The organism is Lysinibacillus telephonicus, assembly GCF_003966145.1.
GTDB lineage: Bacteria > Bacillota > Bacilli > Bacillales_A > Planococcaceae > Ureibacillus > Ureibacillus telephonicus.
The window spans coordinates 57,847-71,094 of the sequence record NZ_RXNR01000006.1 but is presented as its reverse complement, the minus strand read 5'-3'; the positions used below and the strand labels follow the sequence as shown (position 1 = coordinate 71,094).

13 protein-coding genes are annotated in these 13,248 nt (G+C 34.5%); 10 read left to right on the top strand and 3 right to left on the bottom strand.

Annotated elements, in window-relative coordinates; all coding sequences use genetic code 11:
• Window positions 1–32 precede the first annotated feature (32 nt).
• Entirely contained in the window at window positions 33–965 is a 933-nt protein-coding gene (locus tag EKG35_RS03340) for a COX15/CtaA family protein (protein WP_126292904.1), read from the bottom strand.
• Window positions 966–1,301: 336 nt separating this feature from the next.
• On the opposite strand from EKG35_RS03340, the gene cyoE reads away from it, so the two are divergent.
• From cyoE to EKG35_RS03305, 7 genes are all read left to right on the top strand, one after another.
• Window positions 1,302–2,219: a heme o synthase gene (cyoE, locus tag EKG35_RS03335; protein ID WP_126292903.1), complete on the top strand. Its 918-nt coding sequence runs from the start codon at window positions 1,302–1,304 to the stop codon at window positions 2,217–2,219.
• Window positions 2,220–2,322: 103 nt separating this feature from the next.
• Window positions 2,323–3,393: a cytochrome c oxidase subunit II gene (coxB, locus tag EKG35_RS03330; RefSeq protein WP_126292902.1), complete on the top strand. Its 1,071-nt coding sequence runs from the start codon at window positions 2,323–2,325 to the stop codon at window positions 3,391–3,393.
• 39 nt (window positions 3,394–3,432) lie between these two features.
• Window positions 3,433–5,325 carry a cytochrome c oxidase subunit I gene (locus tag EKG35_RS03325; protein WP_126292901.1) on the top strand — a complete coding sequence of 631 codons (1,893 nt, stop codon included), beginning with the start codon at window positions 3,433–3,435 and terminating at the stop codon, window positions 5,323–5,325.
• Entirely contained in the window at window positions 5,325–5,948 is a 624-nt protein-coding gene (locus tag EKG35_RS03320; RefSeq protein ID WP_126292900.1) for a cytochrome (ubi)quinol oxidase subunit III, read from the top strand. The genes EKG35_RS03325 and EKG35_RS03320 overlap by 1 nt, the downstream gene beginning before the upstream one ends.
• A gap of 1 nt (window position 5,949) precedes the next feature.
• The gene (locus EKG35_RS03315; RefSeq protein WP_126292899.1) at window positions 5,950–6,291 is read left to right on the top strand and encodes a cytochrome C oxidase subunit IV family protein; all 342 of its coding nucleotides are present in this window, start codon (window positions 5,950–5,952) and stop codon (window positions 6,289–6,291) included.
• Between the two features lie 253 nt (window positions 6,292–6,544).
• A complete protein-coding gene (ctaG, locus tag EKG35_RS03310) occupies window positions 6,545–7,465 on the top strand; it encodes a cytochrome c oxidase assembly factor CtaG (protein WP_126292898.1) in 921 nt (306 codons plus the stop codon).
• Between the two features lie 64 nt (window positions 7,466–7,529).
• Complete coding sequence (locus EKG35_RS03305) at window positions 7,530–7,991, top strand: DUF420 domain-containing protein (RefSeq protein WP_126292897.1); 462 nt, start codon at window positions 7,530–7,532, stop codon at window positions 7,989–7,991.
• Window positions 7,992–8,159: 168 nt separating this feature from the next.
• Here the strand turns inward: EKG35_RS03305 and EKG35_RS03300 are convergent, their stop codons facing one another.
• Complete coding sequence (locus EKG35_RS03300) at window positions 8,160–8,525, bottom strand: YugN family protein (protein WP_126292896.1); 366 nt, start codon at window positions 8,523–8,525, stop codon at window positions 8,160–8,162.
• Window positions 8,526–8,676: 151 nt separating this feature from the next.
• Between EKG35_RS03300 and EKG35_RS03295 the strand changes: the two genes are divergently transcribed.
• The 3 genes from EKG35_RS03295 to EKG35_RS03285 all read left to right on the top strand — a co-directional run bounded on the left by EKG35_RS03295 (window position 8,677) and on the right by EKG35_RS03285 (window position 12,013).
• Window positions 8,677–9,759, top strand: coding sequence for a CAP domain-containing protein (locus EKG35_RS03295; RefSeq protein ID WP_126292895.1), 1,083 nt, complete (start codon window positions 8,677–8,679; stop codon window positions 9,757–9,759).
• Window positions 9,760–9,954: 195 nt separating this feature from the next.
• The gene (locus EKG35_RS03290; RefSeq protein ID WP_126292894.1) at window positions 9,955–11,433 is read left to right on the top strand and encodes a UDP-N-acetylmuramoyl-L-alanyl-D-glutamate--2,6-diaminopimelate ligase; all 1,479 of its coding nucleotides are present in this window, start codon (window positions 9,955–9,957) and stop codon (window positions 11,431–11,433) included.
• A gap of 133 nt (window positions 11,434–11,566) precedes the next feature.
• Window positions 11,567–12,013 carry a YlbF/YmcA family competence regulator gene (locus EKG35_RS03285; RefSeq protein ID WP_126292893.1) on the top strand — a complete coding sequence of 149 codons (447 nt, stop codon included), beginning with the start codon at window positions 11,567–11,569 and terminating at the stop codon, window positions 12,011–12,013.
• A gap of 233 nt (window positions 12,014–12,246) precedes the next feature.
• On the opposite strand, the gene EKG35_RS03280 is transcribed toward EKG35_RS03285, so the two are convergent.
• Window positions 12,247–13,170 (bottom strand): glycerophosphodiester phosphodiesterase family protein, encoded by a 924-nt coding sequence (locus tag EKG35_RS03280; protein WP_126292892.1) that lies wholly within the window; start codon window positions 13,168–13,170, stop codon window positions 12,247–12,249.
• Between the last annotated feature and the right edge of the window lie 78 nt (window positions 13,171–13,248).

Below are 13,248 nucleotides of genomic sequence, written 5' to 3'. Positions count from 1 at the left end.
AGAATTTGAATTGTACCCTTTTATTTTGATAATTATTTTTTATTTTTTTCATTATGACTACTGCGGGCGATGAGCAAAATCATGTAGCAGAATAAACCGAATAATAATGAAATAAATAATGAATGTAACAAAGAAACTATTAAATTAAGTCTAGTAAAGATAATGAGCATACCTGCAGTTATTTGTAAAACAACGATTATAAAGGCAATAATCCATCCCCAATAAATAACTCGTTGATCTTTATAATGCTTAATAGCATGTATTGTAATGTATGTAATCCACAGAAAAATTAAAAGTACTGCGAATCGGTGCCCCATTTGTACCCAGACATACATATTGTCCGGAAGTGCAAATGGCTGCTCATTATTGCAGAACGGCCAATCGAGACAAACCAAACTCGACTCTGTATGACGTACTAATGCACCTGTATAAACAACAATGTAAGAATATAACGTCACACCGATTGTATGCCATTTTAAATGTTTGGCAATAAAAACTTTATCAGCATCAAACTTCGTGTCGACTTCAAACACAATCATCGCAAGTAATAAGACAGCAGCAAAGGAAATTAATGAAATACCGAAATGAAGAGCTAAAATAAAATCGCCTTGTCCCCATAAAACTTGCGCTGCACCGATTAAAGCTTGTGCCACTAAGAAAAAGATTGCTAAAAAACCTAAAAATTTGACTTCACGAATATGACCAAGTGCTCGCCAAGTCCAAATAACTAAAATAAGTACTAGAATTGATACCGTTCCAGTTACAAAACGGTGGGAAAATTCTATTAATACTTCAGGTGTAATTTCTTTTGGAATAAGTGACCCATTACAATCAGGCCAATTTCGGCCACAGCCTAAACCGCTGCCCGTTTTTGTAACGAGTGCCCCCCCTAAAAGAATAAGCAACATACCCAATGTTGTAGCAAAAGCAATCCACTTTAATAATTTACTATATTTATATTGCATGTTATGAGCCACCTACTTTGTCTATAAACCACGCTTACAAAAGCGCCTCTGCTTTTATGATGATAGCGAATAAATAAGGAAAAGACAACTTCAAACAGAAGAACGTTGACAGAAGGGTTAAGTTTTTCACAAATTGTTCATAAATTCGTACTTTTACTTTCACAAATATTACCTAAAAATGCATTACTATAAAGATGTTGTTTGACCTATTTGCAAGTACTGTAAGCATTTTAGCGAACTTCTTCGAAATTTTATGTAATGTCTAGAAATCATAGACAAATTTCGATATAGTTATTGTTAGCGGAATATGCTTACAAAAATGAAAGGGGGGGCAAAATGTCAAATAGTCGGGCAGTAACTTCTACTGGAGAAAATCAGCCTAAAACGACTCCGTTTATCAAAGACTTTCTTGCACTTATAAAGATTGGAATTGTTAACTCGAATTTAGTGACAACGTTTACAGGAATGTGGTTAGCATTTCAAGTAACGGATGGACATCTTTTACAACGAATTGATTTGATATTATGTACATTGCTCGGTGCAGGATTAATCATCGGTGGATCAGCCGCCATGAATAACTACATCGATCAAGATATCGATCCAATTATGAAAAGAACGAAGTCAAGGCCTACAGTAACTGGTAGATTTACGCAACGTGACGTTTTGGCAATTTCTCTTTCGTTTTTAATTGTAGGTGAAATTTTGTTATTTTCGGCAACACCGTCTGCCGGCATGTGGGGACTTATTGGTATCTTAGCGTATGTAGTTCTATATTCACTGTGGTCTAAAAGGAAATTTGTAAGCAATACAATAGTTGGGAGTATTTCCGGTGCTATACCGCCATTGATTGGCTGGTCAGCTATTGACCCGTCACTTAGTTTTGAAGCGGTTGCATTATTCTTGATTATGTTCGCATGGCAACCACCACATTTTTATGCACTTGCTATGAAACGTACTGAAGAATATCGGGCGGCAAATATACCAATGCTACCAGTAGTGAAAGGTTTTAAGCGAACAAAGTTATCTATGCTATTTTGGATACTGTTGCTTTTACCATTGCCATTTCTTTTAGATGAACTTGGTACAGGCTTTTTAATTTTGGCTACACTATTAAATGCAGGATGGCTGTTATTAGCAGTTCAAGGTTTTAATACAAAAGATGATATAAAGTGGGCAAATAAAATGTTCATTTACTCCTTGAACCATATGACGATATTATTTGTATCAATTATAATCTTTTCCGTGTTCATTTAATTTTGGGATTCTTCTTTTAAAAAGGGATTCATATAGAACTAAAAAACCAAAGTCCTGGTTTACACATGAAAATACAACAAAGAAAGAGGGGTTTAATTAAGCTATGATGAAAGGGCTTAAAAAATGGCGTCTTTTCTCGCTGTTAGCGGTAATGACAGTTTTTCTTTCTGCATGTGGTGAAGAGTATATTACAACACTTAAACCAGCAGGTGCAGTGGGAAAGGAACAATTTAACTTACTATTATTCTCCATCTCAATAATGGCTTTAGTAGTAGTAGTAGTTTCTGTTCTTTATTTATATGCTTTTGCTAAGTTCCGCCGTTCAAAACAGGGCGAGGATCACATGCCAAAACAAGTAGAGGGTAGTCATACTCTTGAAGTAATTTGGACAGTTATACCAATTATACTACTATTAATTTTAACTGTGCCAACTCTTATAACTACTTATAAATTTGCTGACGTAAAAGCTATGGAAGAAGTAGATGAAGAAGGCAACAAAACAGCGTTAACAGTAAATGTTACTGCAAAATTATATTGGTGGGAATTTGAGTATCCAGAACAAGGTATTGTAACTGCTCAAGAGCTTGTTGTTCCTACTGGTGAAAAAGTTTACTTTAACTTAAAAGCAGCAGATGTTAAGCACTCATTCTGGATTCCATCAGTTGGTGGTAAAATGGATACGAACGTAGAAAACGTTAACAAATTCTACTTGCAATTTGATGAAGAATCAGCTGATCTTAAGGATGGCGTATTCTATGGTAAATGTGCGGAGCTTTGTGGTCCATCTCATGCATTAATGGATTTCAAAGTTAAAACATTAAGCCGTGAAGACTTTGATAATTGGGTTGCTGCAATGCAAGCTACAGAAGGTCAAACTGCAAATGCTGACTCAGCAGATTTAGGTGAAGCAACATTTGCTAATAGTTGTTTAGGATGTCACGCAATTTCTGGTGTTGGAGCTAGCGGTGCGATGGGTCCTAACTTAGCGACTTTTGCAGACCGCAATCGTGTTGCGGGTGTTTTAGAACACAGTAAAGAAAGTATTGAAAAATGGGTTACAGATCCTGAACCATATAAGCCAGGCAATTTAATGACTGGTAAATATGGGGAGTTATCTGAAGAAGAGATCAGCGCAGTTGCTGATTATATTATGACTTTATCTGTAGAAGATTAATTTGAACTAGAGTAGAAACACTTGAAGGAGGTTAAAGTTGTGAGCTCTGTCGCAGTCGCAAAGAAAAAGGGCTTTGGAGCAACAGTATGGGACTATTTAACAACTGTCGATCATAAGAAACTCGCAGTATTATATTTAGTTGCTGGTACACTGTTCTTCGCTATCGCTGGTTTCGAAGCGTTATTAATGCGTATTCAATTAATGATACCAAATAACAATTTCGTTTCAGCAGGTTTTTTCAATGAATTACTAACAATGCATGGTACAACGATGCTATTCTTAGCAGCTACACCATTGCTATTTGCTTTCATGAATGCTATTGTGCCGCTACAAATTGGTGCACGTGACGTTGCATTCCCATTCCTAAACTCTTTAGGATTTTGGTTGTTCTTTTTAGGTGCATTATTTTTACACCTTTCATTCTTTATGGGTGGAGCACCTGATGCAGGTTGGACATCATATGCATCATTATCTTTATATTCACCAGGTCATGGTATTGATTTCTATGTACTAGGTTTACAAATTTCTGGTGCTGGTACGTTAATCTCTGGTATTAACTTCATTGTAACAATTATTACAATGCGTGCACCTGGTATGACATTTATGCGTATGCCATTATTTACTTGGACTTCTTTAATTTCAAGTACTTTAATTTTATTCGCATTCCCTCCACTAACAGTTGGGTTATTCCTTATGTTAGTTGACCGTATGTTCGGAGCAAACTTCTTCAATCATACTATGGGTGGTAACACAATTATTTGGGAACACTTATTCTGGATTTTCGGACATCCAGAAGTTTATATCTTAGTATTACCGGCATTCGGTTTATTCTCTGAAATTATTCCGGTATTTGCTCGTAAACGATTATTCGGATACTCTTCGATGGTATTCGCAACAATTTTAATTGGTTTCTTAGGATTCATGGTTTGGGCTCACCACATGTTTACAACAGGTCTTGGGCCAACAGCAAATGCAATCTTTGCCGTTGCTACAATGGCTATTGCAGTGCCGACTGGTATGAAAGTATTTAACTGGATACTTACAATCTGGGGCGGTTCGATTAAAGTTACAGTACCAATGCTTTATGCTCTTGGTTTCATTCCATCATTCGTAGCTGGTGGGGTAACAGGTGTAATGCAGGCAACTGCACCACTTGACTACCAATTACATGATTCTTACTTTATCGTTGCTCACTTCCACTACGTTATTGTTGGTGGTATCGTAACAGCTATTTTTGGTTCATTCCATTTCTATTGGCCAATTATGTTTAACCGTGCTTTAAGTGAAAAATTAGGTAAATGGACTTTCTGGATTTTCTTCATAGGGTTCCATTTAACATTCTTTATTCAACATTTCTTAGGATTAATGGGTATGCCACGTCGTGTATTCACATACCAAGCAGACCAAGGATGGGATTTATTTAACTTTATCTCTTCTATCGGTGCATTAATGATGGGTGTTGGTGTTATCTTATTAGTAACTAACATCTTTATGTCTATTAAGTCTAAACCATTAAACTGCCGAGACTACTGGGGCGATGGACGTTCACTTGAATGGGCTCTTAAAACGCCAGTTCCATTCTATAACTTTAAGCAAACTCCACTTGTTCGTGGATTCGACCCTTACTGGTTAGAAAAACATGAAGGTAATAAAGAAGGTATGACATATGCTGAACCTCTTGGCGACATCCATATGCCAAATAACTCAATTATACCTTTAGTAATTTCAATCGGTATGTTTGTTGCAGCATTCGGTGCACTTTATCATCCAGATGGTGTTTCTTGGTCAATTCCAGTAATAGTTATTGGTTTAGGTATTACTGTAGCTGCTATGATTACTCGTTCTCTTAAAGACGATCTAGGCTTCCATGTTCACGTTGACGAGATTCTTGCTACAGAAGAGGAACTTTATGGTAAAGGGGGTAACAAATAATGGAAGAAACTAAATTCACCCCACAAACTTGGCCAGATCATCCTGAACAAGCAACAATGGAAGGGAAAAATAAATTCGTTGGAATTTGGATTTTCATTTGTAGCGATATTGTGCTTTTCGCTAGTGTATTTGCTACTTACCTTTCTTTAAAAGATAAAGGGCCAGCTGGTATGGAGTTTTCAGCAGCTGAACTTTATGAATTGCCATTAGCATTTGTTATGACGATGTTGCTTTTAACATCTTCGTTAACTTCTGTATTTGCGATGTATCATATGAAAAACTATAATTTCAAAGGCGTTCAAACTTGGATGATCATCACTGTTCTTTTAGGTCTTGGATTCTTAGGTCTTGAAATTTATGAGTTCTATCATTATGTACACATTGGATTTGGCTATACACAATCTGCGTTCTCTTCCGCCTTCTTTACTTTAGTAGGTACACACGGTTTGCACGTAGTAATTGGTTTAGTTTGGATTACATGTCTAATCGTTCGTAACGCTAGACGCGGATTAAACTTATACAATGCTCCAAAATACTATGCAGCATCAATTTATTGGCACTTCATTGACGTAGTTTGGGTATTTATCTTTACTGTAGTATACTTAATGGGGGTGTTAGGATAATATGGGACACGGTACTGAATTTCGTGCAAAGACTAAAGCGCAGTATCAATATGACCGCCATCATAATGCTGTGCACATGCGTAAGCAAGTAGTCAATTTTGCGATTATGATTTTCTTAACATTTCTTGCATTTACAGTAGTAGTAGCAGATTTTTCACCGTTCTTTATTAAACCATTAATTTTATTACTTGCAGGGATCCAAGTTGTTTTACAACTATATTCATTCATGCATATGGATGATAAAAAAGGTCACCATATCGGAGTAATTCAATTATTTGTTTGGACTGGTGCTCTAATTGCATTTACATTCTTTATTACATTCTTAACTATCATTTGGTGGTAAGATAAAATAAACACGCTTCTGATAATCAGAAGCGTGTTTTTAACTTTTAATGAACGGTTGTTGAGTATTACAGCGTTTTTGCTAGCGATATTAGCAAACAGAAAGTATTTACATATGAGTGTTCAAATCTTTATATAATTAACAAATAATTAGTTAAAACGTTAAAATATTATATTTGTCATAGTTCGTTCATTGATGTTACGATGTAAGCGTTCTATAATAAGACTATTGAAGTTTAAAGGAGCGCATGTGTATGCCGTTAAGTATATTTGGATTTCAAGCATTATGGAGTCCTTATTTAATCGGAGTAATATTATTTTTAACAGTCCTTTATTTTTTAGTGACAGTCGTGTGGCGAAAAGATTTTAAAACTAGCGAACCTTTAAAAAAGAGTGAAGCAATATATTTTCTATTAGCAATGATATCCCTTTATATTATTAAGGGTTCGCCTATAGATTTGATGTCACATATTATGTTCACTTATCATATGGTGCAAATGGCATTTTTATTATTGTTAGTACCTATTTTACTAATTAAAGGAATTCCTTGGTGGGTTTGGAAAGTCGTTATTGAAGCACCAGTTGTTCGAAATATATTTAAAATTTTTACACAACCCGTAGTTGCTGCTTTTGTATTTGCGATGATGTTTTCTCTATACCATATTCCAGTTTTGTTTGATACGATAAAACTAAATGAAACATTCCACGGTATCTTTTCATTTATATTATTTTTAGCTGCTTTCTTTATGAATTGGCCTTTAGTAAATAAGGTAGAAGGTCAGCCGAAAATGAAAAACCTCTTCAAAATTGGTTATATCATTGCAAATGCCGTATTAATTACACCGGCTTGTGCTTTAATTATTTTTAATCCAGAGCCTATGTATGCAACTTACACAGATGGAGAAGTATGGTTAAAGGCAATGGAGCTATGTGTTCCAAGTTCAACATTATCTGGCTTGACTTTATCAGGACCTGAATTATTTAATAATATGAGCCCTATTGGTGATCAACAATTAGGTGGGGTTCTAATGAAAATAATACAAGAAATAATATTTGCAGTTGTATTATTTAGAGTTTTCCGTGAGTGGTGGAAAGAAGAACATACAGACGAAGAAGCAATTACTGAAAAGGCTTTAAGAGATTTTCAATCAAAAAAACAAAGTGAGCAATACTAATAAATTTTGTACCTAATTACGTTTTGACGTGAGTAGAGATATATACAAGATAGGAGAATGTTAAATGGGAGTACCTCTTCTACCTACGATTAGTACTTCATTCATAGTAATCAGTGCTGTGTTAGTTGCAATCGGATGGGGACTAATTTTTAAAAGAAAAATTGATGCACATAAAAAGGTAATGATCGCTGCTGGAGTTTCAGCTTTAATTTTCTTTATAATTTATGTTTCTAGAACTGTTTTTATTGGTAATACTGCGTTTGGTGGACCGGATGATGTAAAAGGATATTATACATTCTTTTTAATTTTCCACATTATTTTGGCGACTGTAGGAGCAGTTTTTGGGTTAGTAAGTATTATCACAGGATTAAAGACTAAGCTTAGTATTCACCGTAAAATTGGTCCGATTACAAGTATTATTTGGTTTTTTGTAGCAATTACTGGTGTTGCAGTATATTTATTGCTTTATGTAATTTACAAAGGTGGAGAAACTACCTCTGTTATTAAAGCGATTTTAGGTTTTTAAAAAAAAGTTTGTTTTACAAGGGGGTGTCCAAAATTTGGACATCCCCTTGAAGTTTTAGGGAATCTTTAGCTGGGAATGAAGTAGTTGCAAAGGAAGTGGAGTTATTATAAGTCTTTGTTCTATAATTAAAAAGAGCATGACATTCGCCATACCCTTGAAATTGAAATATTAAGCTTCGATACCGAATGCTGCGAAGTCTTTTTTAACGTTTTCTAAAATTTCTTCGCATTCTTTTACTAAATGTACTGGGAATACTTCATCTTCGTCATATTCTACACCGTGTGGATAGTAGTATTTACCAAGAGCAGGTTTGTTGATTTTTAAAACGGCACTTCTATTTCCAACGTCACCAGAAATTGCGCTGCAGAATACGCGTAAATAATAGCGACCTTCGCGTAAATCAAAACGTTTGTCGAAAGTCATGCGATCATAGTCCCATCCACCATGACATTCTAATCCGTTTTTTTCCATAACGCTTACAAGTAATTCTTGTCCAGCAGTTATATTTTCAAGTGTTTTGTTTTCAAAATACATTAAAAAAATCCTCCTTTAGCAAAATCGTACATAAATTATACGCTCAATTTCAATAATAGAGCAAATTAAGTTTTGTTGCAATGGCAACATTGTGTCAACCGATATATAATTGGTATACTAAATATCATTAAAAAAGAAAGGATAGGTGCGCATGAAAACTCTTTTTCGAATCTTAATTGTCCTTTCATTTCTAGCAATTATCTTTTATTATTCGTCAAACTCTGGAGATGAATACGAACCATTAGAAGGACCAAATTCATCTTCTCAAATTATACCGAAGACTGACAGCGAACCGCAAGTTTTACAGGATGCGTTGCCTCGTCCAAAAACGGGATTATCAACCTTTATTGGCAAAAAAAGTGATACTATAATAAAACTATACGGAGAACCGAACCGCTACGATCAAACTGTTTTTGGTTATGAATGGTGGGTTTATAATGAGGATGTTAATAAGTTTGTCATGTTTGGTGTAGAAGATGGCATTATTACGCAAGTGTATACGAGTGGAAAATCTTTAGATGTAACTCCATATAAAATTGGCCAATCACTTAATGACATATATCGAATGACAATAATTGATTCAGAGGTTACAGCAGTTATTGATGATAATATTTACACTTTTACTATGAGTGAAGAAGATATGAATACTAGAATATTAACTAAATTTGAAGATATCTTTGCACAGTTATATATGGATAGTGAAAGTGGATCATTGAGTGGAATAAGATATATTGATAGTAAAACGTTGGTAATGCACCGACCTTATGAAATGTCATTTGTAGGAAAACTTTTAACATCGCCAAGTCCAACTTCTTATTTGATAGAAGAAAGCAATCAGGCAAGTGCAGATCAACTATACGATTTATTAAATCAATTTCGAGAACAAAATGATATTCCCCTAATTGATAACGAACAAGAGATTTCGTTTGTAGCAATGCAGCATAGTGAAGATATGTACAGTCAAAATTATTTATCACATGACTCGCCTACAAATGGTACATTAAAGCAGCGATTGGATGAAGAAGGAATTTTATATGAGGATGCAGAGGAAAACATTGCTACATCATATATTGACTCGATTGAAGCGGCACATGGTTGGTTAAATTCAAGTAATCATAGAGAATATATGCTGGATGAAAAATTTACTACCGTAGGATCCGGTGTCTTTATGAATTATTATACACAAATATTTATACAAAAAAATTTAGAAGAAGAAAATAAAATAACTGAATAATAATGATGTTTAGGAGTATGTTATTAGCTGTTATAAGTTGAAAACATACTCTTTTTGTTTTTTCGTGTTTGAAGAAAGTATCAACTTTAAAAGGCTGCACAGGGCTTGTAGGGCGTTTACACATTTATATTAGCACACACTTTTTTAGTGTCACGAATGAAACCTAGGCATAGAATAGGGAAAAGGAGTGACATCTTGCAACTGGCAGAACTTTTAAAAGATTGGCCATGTACTGTTAAGGGTGGGTCTATAAGAGTTGAAGTGTTTGGAATAGAAGATTATGCCCAAGGAGTTCAAAAAGGCGATTTGTTTGTAGTACGAAAAGGAAGAAAATCTGATGGATTAAAATATATAGATATTGCAATAGAAAATGGGGCAGTTGGGGTAGTTATCGAGGATGAAAAATTACTAGATACATTAAAGTTATCAGTACCGTTAATATGGGTGCCGAATTGCTTAAAATTCATGTCATATAGTGCTGCAAAAATAAATAATTATCCGGCTGAAGCAATGCAAGTAATTGCTATTACTGGTACAAATGGAAAAACAACAGTAAGTCATTTTATCGGTCAGCTACTACATGCACTACATAAAAATGTAATCGTCATTGGAACAAACGGAATATTTATTAATGGTGTTGAAGTGAAATTATCTTATGAACCATTAACTACTTTACAGCCGAAGCATTTACACAAAATATTAAAAATTGCTGTTAATCGTGGTGTTCAATATGTTGTACTTGAAGCTTCATCTATGGGACTTGCAAAACATCGTTTAGATGACTGTTCTATTAATATAGGTGTATTCCTAAATTTAGCAGAGGATCATATTGAAGATCACGGGTCGTATGACAAATATAAAGCAGCTAAACAGCTACTAGCTTCTTTAGCAGATCAGCTTGTCTTAAATGGAGACGATTCCTTCTGCCGGACAGTAGGACTGCAAACGAAAAAGAAAAAGGCATACTTTGGTTTAGGAAATAGGGTTGATTACCAATTACAACTTCTTGCAGAAGGATTAACAACATCAACATGTTGTCTTCAAAGCAATAAAGGGCAAAAGGTGTTCTCCATACCTTTTGTTGGTGAACATCATCTACAAAACGCAATAGCTGCAATTACTACTGTAAGTGAACTTGGCTTTCAAATAGAAGAAATATGTAATGCGGCAGAAACACTTCATTTGCCAAGTGGTCGATTAGAATCTATTAAGAATGATTTAAACTTATCAATTTATATTGATTATGCCCACACAGAAGCAGCATTAAGAGCAGTTTTGCAAACATTAAGAAAAACTGTAAAAGGTGATTTAATCGTTGTATTTAGTTGCGGTGGGGATAGAGATAAGCATAAACGTATTAAAATGGGGGCAGTAGCATCAAAATATGCAGATTTAATTTATTTAACTACAGATAATCCAAGAAGTGAGGACCCTGAAGTGATTAATGCTCAAATAGCTGCTGGTTTTACTGCAAAACAGCAATATGAAATGATTTTAGATAGAGCTCAGGCAATCGAAAGAGCAATTCGTTCTGCCAAAGAGGGAGATACGATATTGATTGCGGGAAAAGGTCATGAAAAAACGCAGACAATTGGGACGGAACAATTCGAATTTTCGGATTACGAATGTGTGAAATCTGTTATAGAAAAGTGTATGAAGGATCGTGTTGAATAGAGTTTATTATAGTAATTGCGTTTATAATATAGGTATTAATTATGAAAAAATTTTTTTAGTAAACAAATAAGTATTCATAATACAAACATTGCTTATTTTCTGCTATGATAATATCAGATTGGAGGAAATATTGATGATTATGACATCAGAATGGGCCTTCATTTTAGATGAAGCAGATGAATTGAGTGCAATGATACTCTCTTCAGAACAAGCTCAAAAATTACGTAATGCATATAATGATGTATATAGTAATGAAAAACTTGTACAGCAAATACAAGCATTTACACGAATGAAAGAACAATATGAGGATGTTCAGCGTTTTGGGAAATATCATCCTGATTATCATAAAATTATGAAAGAAATTCGTCAACAAAAGCGTCAACTTGATTTAAACGAACTTGTAGCGAATTTAAAATTAGCTGAAAATGATTTTCAAGATTTACTAGATGAAATAAGCTTAATTATAGGAAAATCAGTTTCAGAAGCGGTAAAAGTTCCAGTCAGCAATCCTTTTTTTGCATCAGATTCATCATGTGGAACCGGCTGTGGAAGCGGTGGAAGCTGCTCCTGCTCGGCATAAAAAATGCGACTCAATTAAATTTGAGTCGTTTTTTGTTGTTATGGAAATTATTAAAAACGTTTGCGTCCATGTGGCAACGTTCCCGTGATCAACATTGTGTTAGCTCCTTAGTCCTCTCACAAAACCTATACAATTTAAAAAATCCTATAAGCAATTTTCAATTAGTTTTGAAATTTTCCTGTTAAACAATAGAAAAGCAGTAGAGAAAATTAACCTCCACTGCTATTTTCACACTATGATTCTTCTTTTTCTGATTGCAATTGTTGTAGATAAGGAACAATAATATCTGGACGGTCTGTTACAATACCTTGTGCACCATTTTCAATTAAACGCTGTACTGCTTCAGTATCATCTATTACCCAATAATGAACTGGAATATTTAATTTTGATAGGAACGCAATAAATTTTGATGAGTCTAATGAAATAACCCCAGATTTAGTAGGTATTTGGAATACATCAACCTTTGGATGATATAAATGCCCAAATTGACTAGTAAACGCTGTAAATGCCTTTCTTACATCTGCTTCACCCGCACCTAAGGCAACTCGATTTTGTGCATATAAATTAAAACGGTCAACCTGTTCACTGTAAAAGCTTGTAACAACAATACGATTTTCTGCATTGTACTCTTCAATAAGACGCCATAATTTAGATGGCATTAAGCTTCCTTCATACGTATCAGGTCCATCCTTAATATCTATATTAATATATGTGTTTGGGAACCTCTCAAATAATTCTCTTAAAGTTACGACGTCCGCTTTTTGTTCTCTATAAGGAAATTGCCCATCTAAGTCTTCAAAATGATAGCCAAAGTTAAATTGTTTTAATTCATTTAATGTAAAATCTTTTACAAAACCTGCACCATCACTAGTGCGATCAATTGTATCATCATGGAACACAATAATTTCTTCATCTTTTGTTAAGCGAATGTCTACTTCAAAGCCATCGACACCTAAGTCTAATGCTTTTTTAAAAGCAATCATTGTATGTTCAGGTGCTAAGTGTGAGCCACCACGATGTGCGAGAACTATAGGGCGATTGAATTGTAATACATCTTTTATTTCTCTTTTTTGGGGCTTAGAAATAGCTTTACTTCCAGCCCATGCTGCTGCACTTGCTGCTGCAATTGCAAGAGCTACCTTCGTTTTCTTTCCCATTTTTATCCTCCTTATAAATAAAACACAGCAACTTATAATTTAATAGTTTATTGTTATTTTTACTTAAAAATATTCTGA